Genomic DNA, 17601 nt, shown 5'->3' on the forward strand with positions numbered 1-17601 from the left:
AGAGTCATGGACTTTCATCCGTATAGACGTCTATAATGCGCCCGCTCAGTGCCTAATGGTGCTGAACAACACCGCTCTCAAACTATGCTGATCTAGCTTGATTGGAGAGCGGAAGCAGATTTTTAGTCAACCTTCTGAGGTGCTTGCGTGCTTAAGGCCGCGAGATAATCGGGAAGCCAGTGAAATTCTGGCACTGCCCCCGCAACGGTAAATGGTGAGAAACGGCCGCATTGGATACCTGTGTTCAAGATGAACCCTATCGGCTCAATGTGTAAAGGTCAGTTTCGTGTTAGTCCTTATATTGATTGGATTAATATAGCCTAAGTCCGGAGACCGGCCCTAAAGGTGTTTTTGAGATTTCGGTGGGCAGATCTCAAAATGCGATAGTACTGTCCGTATTTATACTGGAGCAACGGTATCGTGGCGCCAATGCCCCGTTTTCCTTCTGGAGTTAAAGGTAAAATGGGAACACATCCAACCAAAATCGCGCTGCTGATTGGCAGCCTTTGCAGTTTTTCTGTTATCGCGCCCGCCGTTGCTGCCGATGAAACCAGCACAGCCAAAGTCGACGAACACCTGGTCGTGATCGGCCGCTCAGATAAAACCCCGTTAAATATTGCCGCCAATGTGAATGTGATTGACGCTACGGCCATTGAGATGAGTGGCGCCACCAGTGTGACCGAGGTTTTACGCGGTCAAAGCGGGATCCAAATTTCCGATAATAATATCGGTACTAGTTTTGCGATGCGTGGCTTTAGCGCTAGCACTGCCGTTAATAACACGCTGATTTTACTCGATGGCCGCCGTTTAAATAATATCGATATCGCCGCCCCTAGCCTGAATGCGATTCCCTTAAATCTTGTTGAACGTATTGAGATTTTATCCGGCAGTGCGGGCGTGCTCTACGGCGATCAAGCCGTGGGTGGGGTGATTAACATTGTCACTAAGTCCCCTGAAAATACCGGCGGCAGCGTGCAATTATCCGGCGGTAGTTTTAATACCTACGAAGGTCGTGGTGATGTGTCTGGTGCGATCAACAAGGATTGGCGCTATTTCCTGACGGGGAGTTACAACCAAGGTGACAACTATCGCCAGCATAATGCCAATGAAACCGGCTCTATTCTTGGCCGCATTCAATATAAAACCGCCACCGACTCCTTCTTCGTTGAAACCAGCTACTACGATGATGACCGTGAAAACCCTGGGGCGTTGACCAAAGATCTGTTCAACAAAGACCCACGCCAGTCTTTCAATATCAATCAATATGTCCATGAGATGACGACTGCGGCGCGCAGCGGTTATCAGCATCAGCTTAACCAAAACTGGGCCTTGGCGGCGGATTTAGATTACAGCGATACCTTAGTCTCATCATTGAACTGGGGACAGAGCCATAACACTCGCTCACTGTTAATGTTTAGCCCTAAAGCGTTAGCGAATTACAGCACCCGTCAAGGTGAGTTAAACCTAGTCACAGGTTTAGATCTCAGCCGCGGTAAGGCCGAATTTGACTCTATGGCGCGCAGCAACGTGCAGGAAACACAAAGTGCTTACCTGCAAGCCACAGTGCCATTAAGCCACACCTTAAGTTATGTGGTGGGAGGGCGTTATGCGCGGGTGACCGACGAGTTAGTCGATGGCAATGTTTATCCTAACGGTATCGATTTAGATGAAGACGCGACCGCATTCGAGTTAGGCCTGAACTACCGCCCTAGCGCCGAGCAAAGATTCTATCTGCGTGGCGATGAAAACTTCCGTTTCGCTAAGGTCGATGAACAAGCCTACACCCCGAAAGATGTGTATGGCCTAAAGCCACAGACGGGCCGCTCCTATGAGGCGGGTTGGGACTGGACTGTTGCCAGCCAAAGCCTGCGCGTCAGCTTATACCGCCTCGATTTAGAAGATGAAATCGTCTTCGATCCTAGCGCCGAAATGCCTGATGGTGGAAATTTCCAAGGCGCTAACGTTAATGCCGATGCTTCACGCCGTTATGGTGCGAGTGCCGATTGGGATTGGCAGGTGACTCAAGCACTGCAGTTAGGGCTGGAATATAACTATATCGATGCCGAATTTACCGACGGTATCAATGATGGCAAAGCGCTGTCTTGGGTGGCAAAACACACGGGGCGCGGTTATGCCAGTATGGATTTTGCCGAGCATTTCCAAGTGTTTGCCGAGGCGATTTACACGGGTGAGCGTTTTATCGAAGGCGATAACGGCAATGAAGGCGATAAACTTGCCAGTTATGTGCTCGGCAATTTAGCCCTTAACTATAACCGTGACGCTTGGCTTGCCAGCCTACGTATCGATAACCTATTTGATAAGGATTATGTCAGTGCCGGCTATTATGCTGGTGGAACATATGATGGCTATTACTCTGGCCGAGGCCGTGATATTCGCTTTACTGTGGGCTATCGTTTCTAAGTCCCATGTCTCATTTTTTAGACTAAAATTTCTCCTTAAAAGCCAGACTTGTTCTGGCTTTGTTATTTATGGCGCCTGCCACAGAGAAAAATCAATATTCAGGGTGTATTCTTTGTCACTTAACCCTATATTTATGAGGGGAAAGCCACAGCTTGTGCTGTGAATTCCCCGCTCTAAAGGATTGTCACAATTATTCTGTGACTTAGGGCTGAAATTCTTTGTAGTTTGGGTATGATGTGAGCGGTATTCGAATCATCTTATAGCTAATTAACAGGTGTAAAGTGTCTTATGACAGATCTTGAGCAACAGGTTTTTACTCAAGTGAGAGCCATCATAGCGAATGAAGAGCAAGTGATTGGTCGCCGAGGAATTCTTATTCCGCTGAAAAAGGCAATCCTTGCCGAAGGGGATATTCGTAATGTGATCGATATTATTTCGAGCGATCCCGCATTGTCGGCGCATATGTTAATGCGTAGTAATTCGGCGCAGGCCTCTGGTGTAGTGAATCCTAAATCACGTTCCTTAAAAGATGCCTTGATCCGTTTAGGCCAAGTCAATATCTATCGCTATGCCTTTACTTTCTATCTGAAAGAACGCCTCGATGAATTACCCCAACCCTATAAGAAGCTAGTGCAAGGTTATTGGAAATTAACCGAAAGTATCGCTGCCGATGCGGTTGACAGTCTAGTCGAAATGAAAGGTATGGATGTCGATCCCGATGAAGTGCAAACTCTGGCGTTGTTTAGCGTGTTTGGCCAGATTATTGCGCTAACGGCCTTTGCCTATCTGAATGCCAGTTCGGAGGAGTCTTTTCCGCTAAGCGTGATTAAGTCTTTGATTGATAACCAGCAGCAAACCTTAACCATCGAAGCCTTTGAGGCCTTAGATCTCGATCAGGATCTACGCCAAGAGTTTATGATCGCCCATAATTTACGCCAGACCCGTAATCCGAATTCTCCTGGGTTAATTCTGCGCCGTGTATTGTCAATGCGCGGCTTATTGCTTAATCCACTCTAAGATCTGCTAATAAAAACAAAGCCTGCGTTTGCAGGCTTTGTTATTTCAGTTTCAAAATTTTAGTTAGATTTCTGCTGGCGAGCTAAGCCTTCGCTTGCCACCAATTGCAGCCAGTTTTGCACTAATGCCGAGTTCGCGCTGTGGCGACGATAGGCACCAAATAAGGGACGCTTTAACCCCTCTTGGCCAAGTTTGACAGAAGCTAGACTCAAACCATGCCCCTCATTGATTGACCAATTGGGCAGGGCGGCGATACCGTCCTTACAGGCGATACGTTGCAATAGCATCATGGTCAAATCACAGGTCTTTTGCTCGCCCGCTTCCACGCCAGCGGGCTCTAAGAAGTGGCGGTAAATATCTAAACGCGCCAGTGGCACGGGGTAGCTGATGATCGGTAAGCGTGCCAATTGCTTTGGCGTGACATAGGCTTCTGTGGCTAAGGGATGATCCTTGGCAACCACTAACTTCACTTCAAAATCAAATAAATGCTGATAGGCGAGCGAGTGCCCCGGCACGGGATCTGAAGTCAGCACTATATCGAGTTCACCCATTTCTAAGGCATTGAGCGAATCGAATAGATGTCGACTCGACAGATCTAATTCAGCCTGCGGATGATCGTGCCTAAATTGCTCCATCACCGGCATTAACCAGCGAAAACAGCTGTGGCATTCAATCCCCACCCTGAGTTGATTGATTTCGGTCTCCAGCCCGTTTTTCAGATCTGTCTCCGTCTCTAACACCTTAGGCAAAATCTCTTCGGCGAGGTGCAACAGGCGTGCGCCTTCCTGGGTAAAGGAGAGGGGTTTGCTTTTACGCACAAAAATGGGCGAGTTAATTCGTTGCTCTAACTCCTTAATTTGATGGGAGAGAGCCGATTGAGTGACAAAACGTTTTTTGGCTGCGCCCGCTAGGCTGCCACTTTCCTTCAGTGCCATTAAGGTTCGCAGATGTCTTAGTTCGATCATGATCACTCCAAGTGAATTTCGCTCATGTTGTGCTTGAAATCAATTCGGTTGCTGGCATAGAGACTATCACAATAAACTTCTAGACGTCCAGACGCCCATTGTGATTTATCTAGGCTTAAATGCGAAAAGTTGCCAAGAAAACACCATCAGCTGGGTGCAAGTGCCGAATATGGCTTATCTCAAATAAAGGAAGATATGGTATGCAATTAAACAGTCTTGGTTTTCCCCGTATCGGGCGTCGTCGTGAACTGAAGTTTGCCCTCGAAAAATACTGGCGTGGTGAGAGCACTCAAGCTGAGTTGCATGAGGTGGCTAAGGAGTTACGCCGCACCCATTGGCAATGGCAAGTGGCCGCGGGGATTGAGCAAGTGCCAGTGGGTGATTTTGCCTTTTACGATCAAGTATTAACCCTGAGTGCGACCCTAAATGCCATTCCAGATCGCCACCGTGGCGAGGGCGCTATCGATCTCGATACCTTATTCCGCGTTGCCCGTGGCCGTGCGCCAACGGGCACCGATGCGCCAGCCTCGGAAATGACTAAATATTTCAACACTAACTACCATTACTTAGTGCCAGAGCTTAAGCAAGACCAAGTGTTTTCTATCGCCTATGAGCAGTTTTTTGATGAAGTGACCGAGGCGCAGGCGCTGGGTTATCAGGCCAAGCCCGTGTTATTAGGCCCTGTGAGTTACTTGTATCTGGCAAAAACCGTTGGCCAGGATTTCGATAAACTCAGTTTATTGCCAAATCTGTTAAAGGCCTATGCCGACATTCTTGCGCGTTTTGCCGCGCAGGGTGTGACTTGGGTGCAGCTTGAGGAGCCGATTCTGGCGCTCGAATTAACCGCCGAGTGGCAAGCGGCGATTAGCGAAGCTTATCAAGCGCTTAAAACGGCTCAAGTGAAGATTTTACTCACTAGCTACTATGGTAGCATCAGTCATCATCAGGTGCTGGTTTCTGCGCTGCCGGTGGCGGGGCTGCATTTAGATTTAGTGACTGCACCCGAGCAATTGGCTTTGTTTGCCAATGCCTTAAGGCCAGAGCAAATTCTGTCAGCAGGCGTAGTTAATGGCCGCAACGTGTGGGCGGCAGAGGTAGATCAGATTGTCGAGCGTATCGGCAGTGTTGCTAGAGACTTATACTCACAAGACGGCTCGCGCCTATGGATAGGCACCTCATGTTCATTGCTTCACAGCCCGGTGGATTTAGAGGTCGAGACAACGCTCGCGCCGGCGCTACGTCAGCAGCTCGCGTTTGCTAAGCAAAAGCTGTTGGAACTGGCCAATGTGCGCCAACTATTGCAGGCACCTGAGTCTGAGGCGGCAAAAGAGATAGTGCAAACCTGTTTGGCACGCCGTGAAGCCAAGGCACTGGCGGCGGATAACAATGTGATCGCCCGTGTGGCTGCGCTCACCCAAGCCGATTATGAACGTGTGAGCGAGTTTACTGAGCGCCAAGCGGTGCAGCAGCGTAAGTATCGTTTGCCATTGCTGCCAACGACCACTATTGGTTCGTTCCCGCAAACCCCCGCCATCCGAGGCCTACGTAGCCGCTGGCGCAAAGGTGAGTTAAGCGATGCCCAATATACCGAGCAGTTGCAGCAAGTGACCCGCGATACCATCGACCGTCAGCTCAAGCTCGGTATCGATGTACTGGTTCACGGTGAGGCCGAGCGTAATGACATGGTCGAATATTTCGGCGAGCAGCTCGAAGGCGTGGGCTTTACCAAAAATGGTTGGGTGCAGAGTTATGGTTCTCGCTGCGTTAAGCCGCCATTGATTTATGGTGATGTGAGCCGCCCTAAGGCTATGACGGTAGATTGGGCCGAATTCGCCCAAAGCCTGACGGACAAACCCGTCAAGGGCATGTTAACGGGTCCGGTGACGATTCTACATTGGTCGTTTGCCCGTGAAGATATTAGCCGCGATACCATTGCCACCCAATTGGCGCTGGCTATTCGTGATGAAGTGGTGGATTTACAAAATGCGGGCATTGGCATTATTCAAATTGATGAGCCAGCCTTCCGCGAAGGTCTGCCATTAAAACAAAGCGAGTGGCAAGCTTACTTAGATTGGGCGGTCAATGCCTTTAAACTGAGTGCGGCGGGTGTTGTGGATGAAACCCAAATCCACACCCATATGTGCTACAGCGAGTTTAACGATACTATTGCCGCCATTGCTGCCATGGATGCGGACGTTATCACCATCGAGACTTCGCGTTCACGGATGGAGCTGCTCAATGCCTTTGAAGATTTTGAATATCCCAATGAAATTGGTCCAGGCGTTTACGATATCCACTCGCCTAATACCCCAAGTGTTGAGGCCATGGTGTACCTAATCGAAAAAGCGGCGCAAAAAGTGCCAGTGCGTCAACTGTGGGTTAACCCCGACTGCGGCCTTAAGACCCGTACCTGGGATGAGGTGGAACCTGCGCTGAAGAACATGGTCGATGCGACCCGTGAACTGCGTCGCCGCCTTGGTTAAGAGGTTGTGATACCCACGCAATGAACGTGTTAGGGCATTGCGTAAAAACAGGGATACCTAGGTATCCCTGTTTTGTTATTGGCTATTTGAAAAGGCATGTGTTGAACGTGCACTTGAACCTACGGATAAATGGTGCTTATTCGTTAAACATCATCTCGGGGACATGCTCAGGCACTACAAGTTCGCCTGCGGTGAGCTTAATGATCTCCTCCACACTCACGCCGGGCGCACGTTCGAGTAGATGAAATTTGCCTTCTTTGATTTCGATAAAGGCCAAGTCTGTCAGCACTTTTTTGATGCAGCCCTTACCCGTTAGCGGCAGGGTACACTCGGTTAATAGTTTAGATTCACCGTGCTTGGATGCATGGGTCATGGTCACGATAATATTATCGGCGCCGGCGACAAGATCCATGGCGCCGCCCATGCCCTTAATCAGTTTGCCCGGGATCATATAGGAGGCGATATTGCCCTGAGTGTCGACCTCAAAGGCACCTAATACGGTGAGATCCACATGACCGCCGCGGATCATCGCAAAGGATTCGGCCGAGTCGAAGATGGCGGCGCCCCTTGCCATAGTCACAGTCTGCTTGCCGGCATTGATCAAGTCGGCATCGACCTCTTCCAAGGTGGGGAAAGGGCCCATCCCTAGGAGGCCGTTTTCGGATTGCAGCATCACTTCAATGCCTTCGGGAATATAGTTGGCCACCAGTGTGGGGATACCAATGCCGAGATTCACGTAATAGCCATCTTTGAGTTCTTGGGCGACGCGCTGGGCGAGTTGTTCTCTTGAAAGTGCCATAACCAAATCCTATTTGCTGGAGGGGCGGGTAGTCAGTTGCTCGATACGCTTCTCGAAGCAGCCTTGGATAAGCCTGTCGACATAGATGCCGGGCGTATGGATTTCATCGGGATCTAATTGACCCGGCTCGACAATTTCCTCCACCTCCACCACGGTTATCTTGCCCGCGGTGGCGGCAAGCGGATTGAAGTTACGGGCGGTTCTGCGAAAGACTAAATTGCCGAAGGTGTCGGCCTTCCAGGCTTTGACTAGGGCAAAGTCGCCTGTGATGGATTCTTCGAGAATATAATGGCGACCATTGAATTCTTTGACTTCTTTACCCATTGCCACGTCCGTGCCATAGCCGGTCGCGGTATAAAAAGCCGGAATGCCGGCGCCCGCCGCGCGCATCTTCTCGGCCAGCGTGCCCTGTGGCGTGAGTTCGACTTCTAGCTCGCCAGACATCATCTGCGCCTCGAAGTTGGCATTCTCGCCAACATAGGAGGCGATCATTTTTTTGATCTGTTTATCGAGCAGTAAGATCCCCAGCCCGTATTCCGTTGTGCCGCAGTTATTGGAGACGACGGTCAGATTTTTGGTGCCCTTGTGTTTGATTTCTTTGATTAGATTTTCAGGAATACCGCAAAGGCCAAAGCCGCCCGCAATAATGGTCATCCCATCTTCGAGTCCCGCTAACGCATCGGCGTAGCTGGTAACCACCTTATTCAATCCAGACATGGAGTGCTCTCTTACGCTTGCTGAAAGTGTGGTGCTTACTATTACCCAATTTTTCGGGCGCTCCTATGGTACTAAGGTGCCAAATAAAACTGCGGCCAATTGCCATATTCTAGTGGCATTGAGTCTGGGGCATTGGGGATGTGCCCCGCCTTGCCTGTGTTCAGGCATGGGTAAAGGACTGTGACTGGATTTTGAAGCATCGGGAGATAAGCAATATGGCGGTTGAACACTCAAGCTTAAAGGGCAAGGTAGGGCTGATCACCGGCTCCACCAGTGGTATTGGTTTAGCGACGGCCCATGTGCTGGCGGAGCAAGGTTGTCATCTGATCCTGCACGGGTTAATGCCAGAGGCAGAAGGGCAGCGCCTCGCGGCGGAGTTTGCCGAACAATATCACATTCATACCTTCTTCAGTAACGCCGATCTACGGGATCCCGAAAGCATCCATGCCTTTATGGACGCGGGTGTTAAGGCATTGGGTAGCATTGATATTTTGGTGAATAACGCCGGCATTCAACACACCGAAAATGTCGCTCATTTCCCGATTGATAAATGGAACGACATTATTGCCATTAATCTGTCCTCGGCCTTCCATACCATTCAAAAGGTAGTGCCTGCGATGGCCGAAAAGCGTTGGGGCCGAATTATCAATATCGCCTCGGTACATGGCTTAGTGGCCTCGGTCAACAAGGCGGCCTACTGCGCAGCCAAACACGGGATTGTCGGCTTAACCAAGGTGGCGGCTATCGAGTGCGCCGAGCAGGGCATTACCGTCAATGCTATTTGCCCTGGTTGGGTCGATACACCGCTGATCAATAAGCAGATTGAAGCGATTGCCAGCAATAAGGGCTTAAGTTATGACGAGGCCAAGTATCAGCTCGTTACGGCAAAACAACCGCTGCCAGAGATGCTCGACCCGCGTCAGATTGGGGAGTTTGTGCTGTTTTTATGTGGAAGCGCCGCAAGGGGGATTACGGGCGCCTCGCTGGCCATGGACGGTGCCTGGACGGCGCAATAATATTGTTACTCAGAGAATTAGTTTTATATTAGCGTCTACTGCTAAAGACCCATATCCGTTTTAAGGTGATTCACCTAGGTTTAGTTTGATGTCTATTTTCAAACAAAAATAACCTTAAAGGTGATAACAATGAAATGGAATAAATCGTGTCTCGTCGCCCAATTTCTACTCCTTGTAATTGGGCTTTTTTCATCTCTGACGTACGCAGGAAGTTGGCAACAGAATGTGGCCATTGGTGGTTTTAACAAAGTACATATCTATACTCCAGATTCTGACGCTAAGGTGGGTGACGGTAAGGCATTGATGTTAGTGCTGCATGGCTGCGTGCAACCCATCAACAACTATCTCACGGCCAATCTTGAGCAGGCCGCCGAAGCCCACGGTATGGTGATTGCCGTACCCGATGCGATGAATAAGGCGGGCTACAGCTGTTGGTCCTATTGGCAGGGCAGCATTAATCGAACATCGGGGGATTATAAAAATCTGATTAATTTGGCGAGTGCCCTGTCGGGTGATGCAAACCGTCATATCGACCCGACTCAGGTGTATATTGCTGGGCTCTCCTCGGGGGCGGCGATGGCAATGCAAACCGCCTGCGTGGCACCCGATGTATTTGCAGGGGTAGCATCGAGCGCTGGGCCAAGCATAGGCACGAGCTCGAATGGGGCGATCTCGACCTGTGAAACCGTATCGACATCTACCTTTAAATCACGCTGCGAATCCTACGCGGGTAGCTACAAGAGTTATTTGGGGACTCAGTTAGCCGTAATTGGCCATGGCAAGGCCGACACTACGGTCAACACTTGCTATAACCAGCAGAATGCCGATGGTTTTGCAACGGTTTACGGTGTGACTAAGTTAAGCGGAACCAATGCCTTATCCGAAGGGGCAGGGCATACTGCATCGGAAACCCTGTGGAGCAACAAGCGGGTGGCTATGCTGTGGTTTGACGGCCTAGATCACTCATGGTCCGGTGGGGCGGGCGCGTCGGGGGATTATGTGGCCGATGACAGCATTAACTTTGCCAGTTATTTGGGGAAATTCTTCGCCGACAATAACCAGAGGGTAAACCGTAATGCCTTGCCCACACTAGCGAATGTGACCGCGGTGGATAATGCTGGCGTGCTTGATATAAGCGGTATTGCCAGTGATAGCGATGGTAGCGTGGCGCAGGTGGGATTAAGTATTTATCTGCTCGATGGTGCGAGCCAAACCTTAATTGGTAGTGTGAGCACCACAAGCATAAACACCGACGGTAGTTTTCAACTCTCTAGCCAAAGCTTAAGTGATGGTCTGTACAAGCTGGTGGTGCAGGCGAGTGATAATCTGGCGGCGCTCAGTGCACCGGTGGAGTTAACCGTACGTGTTGGGCCTGAGCCTGCGAATGCCGCGCCGCAGCTGAGCAATATCCAAGTGAGTGTTTCTGGGCAATGCGCGTCGGTGACGGGCTCGGTTGTCGATGTGAACCAAGATTTAGCCTCGGTAACCGTTGGATTTAGCTCTGGTCAGCAAGTCAGCGCGAGCATTAATGGCACTCAATATAGTGCTCAGGGTTGCAGCTTACCTGGCGGTGCTAACCTTGCGACCGTGATTGCGGTGGATAGCACGCAACTCTCCAGCCAAGACAGTATTAACTTCACTATCGATGCGGGCGTGACTGGGGATTACAACACCCATATTAATCTGGGTCATATCACTTGGGGCGTAGGCTATTCCGCCTGTTATCTCGCCTTCGGCACTGGGCAATTTACCATGCGCGAATATGCGGTGGGCACATCCCAATGCCAATGGGTTGCCGATGGCAATACTAGTTGCGCCGGGCCTCAGCAGGCATGTACTGGCAGCACGGGCGGCACCACAGAGCCAACAGATAGCGACAATGATGGTATTAGCGACAGTGTCGATAACTGCCCCAATGTGGCCAATGCGGATCAGGCCGATAACGATGGTGATGGTATCGGCAATGCCTGCGATACGACGCCCAATGGCGATACTTACCAATGTACCCAAGTCACGGCGACAAACTATGCCCATGTGGTGGCGGGCCGCGCGACAACCAGTGGTGGTTATGCCTATGCTCTGGGTTCGGGTCAGTTGATGGGGCTTTATAATACTTTCTATAGCAGCACTTTGGCCAATACAGCCGCCAATTACTATGTCGTTGGCAGTTGTCCTAATTAGGTTATCACTGAGTGAGAGAAATGAGTTTAGTCATACAGTTAGAAGGCGTTTTACCAAGCTGAATTACAAGACACCCCCGATAGTGGTAAGCCCTAGAACTGTATAATCAAAAAAATAAAGCACCTACGAGGACGTATTTTGCCGTAGGTGCTTTAAAAGCAAGTGTTTTAGCGAGTGAACTATTTAGCTGTAATGGGGGTGGACTCTGCTAAAAACATAGCAATCATCCGATAGGTTGTCAGACATTCTTCAGTCACTAAATCTTGAAGTAGCATATAGGCGTGGATCATATCCTCAAATTGATGGTGCTGAACCTGCACGCCTGCGGCGTTTAAGGCATTAGCATAGGCAATACCTTCATCACGCAGTGGATCGCAGCCCGCGGTAAATATCAAGGTGCTAGGCAGCTTGGCGTTGATCTCGCCATGCAAGGGGGAGGCTCGTTTGACTAACTCTGCATCCTTGGCAGCGGCTTGAAAATACTGCTCGAAGTACCACTGTACCCTCGGGGTCTCGAGTAAAAAGCCTGTGCCATTGCTCTGGTAGGAAGGGCTCGCCATAGTGTAATCCACACTGGGATACACCAAGATTTGCTTGGCGATGTTAAGCGTGCTGTCGGTTAGACTGCGCTGGCTGAGACTGGTGCACAGCGCACCGCCGGCACTGTCGCCCATAATGCTTACGCCTTCCTGATACAGCACTTCATCGAGCACGCTTTGATAGTGGCGCAGGGCATAGTCACAGTCCTCAAGCCCCGCGGGATATGGGTATTCGGGCGCGAGGCGATATTCCACGCTAATCACTACACACTGGCCGATGCTGGCAAGGTGGCGACAGATAGGATCATAGAGTTCTACGCTGCCGCACATATGGCCACCGCCGTGGAAATGTAATAGCACGGGCAGAGCTTGTGTCGGCACAGGGCTATAAACGCGGCAGCAGATTTCCCGCTCCCCAAGTTGCCAGGCCTTATCGGCGATATAACTCACCTCGGGTTTGGCACTCATCAGTGCCGTGAGTTTATTCAAGTTTTCCCGCAGCAACTGCGGGTTGTATTGAATATTTTGCTGTTTCGCGAGGGCGATATTCTGGTTAGCTAACGCAAGAAAATCCGTCAGCTTAACTGAGGCGGTACCACGGGGGGAGACTTGCATGCTTACTCCTTAGCTTGTCCGGTTTCTGGGAGGAAATAACTGCCGATAAAAACGGTGGTGCTTAACAGGGTGATCAGCACAAAGGAGGCGAAGTAACTGCCGTTATTGATATCCACTAGCTTGCCAAACAGCCACAACACTAAGGTGGAAATCAAATAGCTGATTGACCAAAACAGGCTGAAAATCACGGTGATTTTTTGACTCGTCATCTTTGGCAATTCATGGGGAATGGAGACTAGGGCGGTCACGGGCAAAAAGATAAAAAAGCCTAGTACTATGGCACATAGGCTCTGTAGCCAAGACACCGAGCCGAAGGACAACCCTAATACTGTGATAAAAATCAGTACACCGCTAAGGCGAATAATGGGCAGTCTTAATGGCTGTTTACGGCTGTAGAGAATACCAGCTATGGTGCCAATAATCCCAAAGCCAATCACCCACTTACTTTGGCTGATACCCGCTTGGGGATAAAAAGTAAACAGGCAAATATAGAAAGACAGTAAGCCTGAATAGGTAAGGGCATAGGCCCAGTTAAAGGGATCTTTTAGGCCATCGAGATAAGTGTAAATGGTTTGGTTATCTGTCTTTATCCCATTGCTGCTTTGTACATGGTCAAACTGTACCAGTAACCACAGTAAGGCCAACACTAGACTGATCAATGAGAAGAGCAACAGGCTTTGTTGCCAGCCACCGCTAATGGCATTGATGCTTGGCATGCCCCACAGCACAATTGCCGTGCCCATATTAAAGGCCACTGCGTTTAACCCATTGATCACTGGACGCTCTTCTGGGGCGAACCAATGCATCACTATGGGATTGAAATACACAATCATAAAGGCGCCACCTAGGCCCATTAAAAAGCGGCTGAGAAGGAGCAGTTCGTAGTTAGGGGCGTAGGGTGTCATTATGCCGGTCACAATCAACAGCGCTGCGACTAAAAAAGCATACTTAACGCCAAATTTTAAGGTGAGATAGGCCGCGCCAAAGGTGCCGACAATTTTGGCTAAGGTGACTGCGCCGCTCAGTAAACTGGCGGAGGCATAGCTCTCAATATGCATTGAAGCCATGATGTTATTCATACTCGCGGTGCCGCCAACCCATGCCATAGCAAATAATACATAACTGGTAAAAACCAGGCCTTCTACTAGATATTTATGGGTTATTTTCATAGGCGTACTTGTTTAAAACCTCCAGTCAACATTGGGGCTAGGTTAGCCGATGGGGGTTGATAAATAAGTACTACCTTAGTGCACCGCACTGTTATCAACTCTTTAACAATTTGTTTGTCTGGTGTAGTTTGGCAGGGTGTTTAAGCATCTTAATTGGGGAATATCTTGCTGGCTTGGCTGTCTGTTGATACATGGTGGATCAGTGTTATATCGATTGCTTACTTGGCAGTGCTGTTTATCGTTGCCCAATGGGGGCAAAATCAGGCGATAGATCAATGGCGTAAGAGGCCGTGGGTGTATAGCTTGTCCTTGGGCGTTTGTTGTACCTCATGGGCCTTTTACGGCACGGTAGGACAAGCGGCGACCACTGGGGCTTGGTTAGCGCCCATCTATATAGGTTCGATTATTTGTTTAGTGTTGGCCTGGCCCATGCTGATGCGAACCTTGCAGATCATCAAAAGCCAAAACTTGACTTCCATTGCCGACTTTATTGCCTGCCGCTTCGACCGCTCACCCAAAATCGCCGCCAGCGTCGCCATGGTCTCTTTATTCGGCACTATTCCCTATATCGCTTTGCAGTTAAGGGCCATCAGTACCAGTTTCGATCTATTAACAGGGACGTTCCAATCTGGGATAAGTACCGCCTTTATTGTTACTATCGTATTGATTATTTTTAGTATTTTATTTGGTACTCGCCAGCTTTCGGCGAGTAAACATAACCAAGGGTTAGTACTGGCGATTGCCTTTAGCTCTGTGGTTAAGCTGTTTGCGCTCACGACAGTAGGAATATTTGCGACTTTCTATGTGTTTGATGGCTTTAGTGATTTACTCACCCAGAGTCAGCATTTGCCGCCAAGCACTGGGGGAAATTCGGCCTATTTTGTGCTGTCGCAAATTCTCCTTGGGGCCATTACCATCTATGCCCTACCGCAGGAATTCCACATGATGATGATTGAAAATCACCATGCCAAGGAGTTAAAAGCCGCCCGTTGGATGGTGCCCCTCTATTTGCTGCTGATTAATGCCTTTGTGTTGCCGATTGCCCTCGCGGGGCAGTTGAGTTTTCCCGGTGGCAGTGTCGATGCCGATACTTATGTGCTGACCTTACCACTGTTTTATCAACAAGCTTGGTTGGGGATTCTGGTTTACATCGGTGGGTTGGCTGCGGCAACAGCCATGGTGATTGTGGCCGCGATTGTACTCAGTACCATGATTTCGACAGAGATTTTGACCCCGCTACTGCTCAGATTACCGAAATTTAGCTCACAGCAGACGCCGCAGCTTTCAGGGATATTGCTCAATTTACGGCGGATATCGATAGCGGCGATTCTGTTGTCGGCCTTTGCATTTGAACGTTATATCGATCAGCAGAATCATTTGGCCAGTATTGGGCTCTTGTCTTTCGTGCTGTTGTCACAATTTTTCCCCGCCGCAGTTGGTGCACTTTACTGGCGCCGAGCAACGACCCAAGGCGCATTTTGGGGCATGTTGATGGGCAGTATCGTCTGGCTGTATACCTTGCTGCTGCCCGCAACCTTCCCCGATGCAGTTTGGGTAACTCAGGGGCTATGGCATCTCCCATGGTTAACGCCGACGGCACTCTTTGGTCTGGGTGGGCTAGATAATATCAGCCATGGCCTGTTTTATAGCCTGCTGGTGAATATGGGTTGCTTTGTACTGATTTCCCTAATGAAAGATCAGAGTGTGGGGGAAGTCCTACAGGCCGATGTGTTTGTTAACCGCAAACAGGTGGCATTGGAAAGGCATTTATCGGTTGAGGATCTGGCCAGCCTGCTGCATCGTTTTATCAATAAGGAAGAAGCCGATGTCTTGCTCGTGCGCGCTAAAGCCTTAGGCTCAGAATTACAACTACAAGCTCGCCGCGAGGAACTGGTGGATTACACCCGTCTTAAGCTGTCGGGAGTATTAGGTTCAGCCTCGACTCGAATGGTGATGAATGCCGCGTCACGCTCGCAGCAAGTGCCGTTAGAAGATGTGGTCAGCATTGTCGACGAGGCAAACCAGATCTTTGAGTTTAACCGTGAGTTATTGCAATCGGGGGTGGAAAACATCGAGCAGGGTATTAGTGTGGTCGATGCCGATATGCGTCTAGTGGCATGGAACAAGCGATATATAGAATTACTTGATTATCCTAAGAATTATGTCAAAGCGGGCATACCGATAGAAAAGCTGCTTAGATTTAATATCGAGCGCGGCATTATTGTGGGGGATGAGGCCCATGAGTTGGTGGAGAAGCGCCTCACCCATATGCGTAGCGGCAGCCCGCATCATTTTCTGCGCACTATGCTCGATGGTAAAGTGCTGGAGATCCGCGGTCAGGCCATGCCGGGGGGCGGTTTTGTCAGTACCTTTACCGACATCACCGCCCATATTCAGGCCGAAAAAGCCTTGCAACTGGCCAATGAAACCCTCGAAAAGCGCGTCGAAAGCCGCACCCGTGAACTCGCAAAAGCCAAGGCAGAGGCGGAGGCCGCTAACAGCAGCAAGACACGCTTTTTAGCGGCGGCGAGCCACGATTTAATGCAGCCCTTTAATGCCTTAACCCTGTTCACTGAAATGCTAAAACAGCGGGTCACTTCCACCGAGCTTAAGGACTTGGCCACCCATATCGAAGCCTCCTTAAATGTGGTTGAGAGCCTACTGTCCGATTTAGTGGAAATTTCTCGCCTCGATAGTAGTCATCTTAAAACCGAATTGAGCCATTTTGCGATCGATGATCTGCTCTCGACCTTAGTCAATGAATTTAAAGTATTATCAACCGAGCAAGAGATAGATTTTTCCTATCAGTTCACCTCCTGTTTTGTGCAGAGCGATCAACGTTTGCTGCGGCGCATTATTCAAAACTTTCTCTCTAATGCTTTCCATTATTCCCCTGCGGGGATGGTTAATCGACGGGGTCATGCTCTGCAGAACTCTCGCTTGGATAGTACTGTGACAAAATTAAATGAATCAGTATTTGTACCTAAGGTGCTATTGGGTGTCAGAAGGCTTAAGCAGAGCCTGCTTATCCAAGTGTGGGACAATGGTCCTGGGATCCCGAAGGATAAGCAGCAGGCGATTTTTGCGGAGTTTGAACGCCTAGAGCTGACACGGGAAATCCCGGGTTTAGGTCTTGGGCTCGCCATTTGCGATCGAATCGCTAAGTTGCTTGGCATAAACATATATCTGCATTCCGAGGTGGGTAGAGGTACCTGCTTTAGCGTCGAAGTGCCGCGGGTTTGGGAGCAGAAAAAGCCGACAAATGTTGTGAAGCTTCATAGCGAAGAAGAACTGACTAGCGGCAGCTTTAATATCTGCATACTGGTAATCGATAACGATGAGTTGATGCTCAAGGCTATTTCATCCTTGCTCCTCGGTTGGGGTTGCCATGTGCTCACCGCAAGGGACAAAGTCAGTGCCGAGCAGCAATTGGCGCAGCAGGTGCAACCGAAACTGATTATTGCCGATTATCATTTGGATAATGAGCAAAATGGTGTGGATCTGGTGCAAACATTGCTCGACAGCCCTAAGTTTAGCCTACAGCGTCCGACCTGCATTATCTGCTCGGCGGATCCATCTGAGTCCGTACGCCAGCATACCAGCAGCGCACAGTTTAGTTTTGTACGTAAACCGGTGAAAGCCATTGCCTTAAAGCGGATAATTAAACAGTTATCATAAA

Annotated in this window: 11 protein-coding genes and 1 riboswitch; of the genes, 6 read left to right on the forward strand and 5 right to left on the reverse strand. The window is 49.7% G+C overall.

Features of this window, described 5'->3' with window-relative positions:
• The first annotated feature begins 120 nt into the window (after positions 1 to 120).
• Positions 121 to 357, forward strand: a riboswitch (cobalamin riboswitch).
• A gap of 105 nt (positions 358 to 462) precedes the next feature.
• Positions 463 to 2421: a TonB-dependent receptor gene (locus SOHN41_RS02755; protein WP_037457928.1), complete on the forward strand. Its 1959-nt coding sequence runs from the start codon at positions 463 to 465 to the stop codon at positions 2419 to 2421.
• A gap of 288 nt (positions 2422 to 2709) precedes the next feature.
• Positions 2710 to 3438: an HDOD domain-containing protein gene (locus SOHN41_RS02760; protein ID WP_007645344.1), complete on the forward strand. Its 729-nt coding sequence runs from the start codon at positions 2710 to 2712 to the stop codon at positions 3436 to 3438.
• A 59-nt stretch (positions 3439 to 3497) separates the two neighbouring features.
• On the opposite strand, the gene SOHN41_RS02765 is transcribed toward SOHN41_RS02760, so the two are convergent.
• Positions 3498 to 4403 carry a LysR family transcriptional regulator gene (locus tag SOHN41_RS02765; RefSeq protein WP_007645346.1) on the reverse strand — a complete coding sequence of 302 codons (906 nt, stop codon included), beginning with the start codon at positions 4401 to 4403 and terminating at the stop codon, positions 3498 to 3500.
• A 200-nt stretch (positions 4404 to 4603) separates the two neighbouring features.
• Between SOHN41_RS02765 and metE the strand changes: the two genes are divergently transcribed.
• Complete coding sequence (gene metE, locus SOHN41_RS02770; RefSeq protein WP_007645347.1) at positions 4604 to 6886, forward strand: 5-methyltetrahydropteroyltriglutamate--homocysteine S-methyltransferase; 2283 nt, start codon at positions 4604 to 4606, stop codon at positions 6884 to 6886.
• 136 nt (positions 6887 to 7022) lie between these two features.
• Here the strand turns inward: metE and SOHN41_RS02775 are convergent, their stop codons facing one another.
• Both SOHN41_RS02775 and SOHN41_RS02780 read right to left on the reverse strand, forming a co-directional pair.
• Positions 7023 to 7685, reverse strand: a complete 663-nt coding sequence (locus SOHN41_RS02775) for a 3-oxoacid CoA-transferase subunit B (protein ID WP_007645349.1) — start codon at positions 7683 to 7685, stop codon at positions 7023 to 7025.
• A gap of 9 nt (positions 7686 to 7694) precedes the next feature.
• Positions 7695 to 8402, reverse strand: a complete 708-nt coding sequence (locus SOHN41_RS02780) for a CoA transferase subunit A (RefSeq protein WP_007645350.1) — start codon at positions 8400 to 8402, stop codon at positions 7695 to 7697.
• A gap of 215 nt (positions 8403 to 8617) precedes the next feature.
• On the opposite strand from SOHN41_RS02780, the gene SOHN41_RS02785 reads away from it, so the two are divergent.
• Positions 8618 to 9418, forward strand: coding sequence for a 3-hydroxybutyrate dehydrogenase (locus SOHN41_RS02785; RefSeq protein WP_007645352.1), 801 nt, complete (start codon positions 8618 to 8620; stop codon positions 9416 to 9418).
• A gap of 129 nt (positions 9419 to 9547) precedes the next feature.
• On the forward strand, positions 9548 to 11599 hold the full coding sequence (locus tag SOHN41_RS02790) for a PHB depolymerase family esterase (protein WP_037457930.1): 2052 nt from the start codon (positions 9548 to 9550) through the stop codon (positions 11597 to 11599).
• Between the two features lie 179 nt (positions 11600 to 11778).
• On the opposite strand, the gene SOHN41_RS02795 is transcribed toward SOHN41_RS02790, so the two are convergent.
• Positions 11779 to 12753: an alpha/beta hydrolase gene (locus tag SOHN41_RS02795; protein ID WP_007645355.1), complete on the reverse strand. Its 975-nt coding sequence runs from the start codon at positions 12751 to 12753 to the stop codon at positions 11779 to 11781.
• 2 nt (positions 12754 to 12755) lie between these two features.
• Positions 12756 to 13922: an MFS transporter gene (locus SOHN41_RS02800; RefSeq protein WP_037457932.1), complete on the reverse strand. Its 1167-nt coding sequence runs from the start codon at positions 13920 to 13922 to the stop codon at positions 12756 to 12758.
• A gap of 165 nt (positions 13923 to 14087) precedes the next feature.
• On the opposite strand from SOHN41_RS02800, the gene SOHN41_RS02805 reads away from it, so the two are divergent.
• Positions 14088 to 17600, forward strand: a complete 3513-nt coding sequence (locus SOHN41_RS02805) for a PAS domain-containing hybrid sensor histidine kinase/response regulator (RefSeq protein ID WP_007645357.1) — start codon at positions 14088 to 14090, stop codon at positions 17598 to 17600.
• Position 17601: the final 1 nt, after the last annotated feature.

This window comes from Shewanella sp. HN-41 (assembly GCF_000217915.1).
Taxonomy (GTDB): Bacteria; Pseudomonadota; Gammaproteobacteria; order Enterobacterales; family Shewanellaceae; genus Shewanella.

Excerpts from the sequence above, each read along its gene's own strand:
- SOHN41_RS02780 (WP_007645350.1), bottom strand. The coding sequence starts at position 8,402 with ATGTCTGGATTGAATAAGGTGGTTACCAGCTACGCCGATGCGTTAGCG.
- SOHN41_RS02790 (WP_037457930.1), top strand. The coding sequence starts at position 9,548 with ATGAAATGGAATAAATCGTGTCTCGTCGCCCAATTTCTACTCCTTGTA.
- SOHN41_RS02760 (WP_007645344.1), top strand. The coding sequence starts at position 2,710 with ATGACAGATCTTGAGCAACAGGTTTTTACTCAAGTGAGAGCCATCATA.
- SOHN41_RS02755 (WP_037457928.1), top strand. The coding sequence starts at position 463 with ATGGGAACACATCCAACCAAAATCGCGCTGCTGATTGGCAGCCTTTGC.
- SOHN41_RS02800 (WP_037457932.1), bottom strand. The coding sequence starts at position 13,922 with ATGAAAATAACCCATAAATATCTAGTAGAAGGCCTGGTTTTTACCAGT.
- SOHN41_RS02765 (WP_007645346.1), bottom strand. The coding sequence starts at position 4,403 with ATGATCGAACTAAGACATCTGCGAACCTTAATGGCACTGAAGGAAAGT.
- metE (WP_007645347.1), top strand. The coding sequence starts at position 4,604 with ATGCAATTAAACAGTCTTGGTTTTCCCCGTATCGGGCGTCGTCGTGAA.
- SOHN41_RS02775 (WP_007645349.1), bottom strand. The coding sequence starts at position 7,685 with ATGGCACTTTCAAGAGAACAACTCGCCCAGCGCGTCGCCCAAGAACTC.
- SOHN41_RS02795 (WP_007645355.1), bottom strand. The coding sequence starts at position 12,753 with ATGCAAGTCTCCCCCCGTGGTACCGCCTCAGTTAAGCTGACGGATTTT.
- SOHN41_RS02785 (WP_007645352.1), top strand. The coding sequence starts at position 8,618 with ATGGCGGTTGAACACTCAAGCTTAAAGGGCAAGGTAGGGCTGATCACC.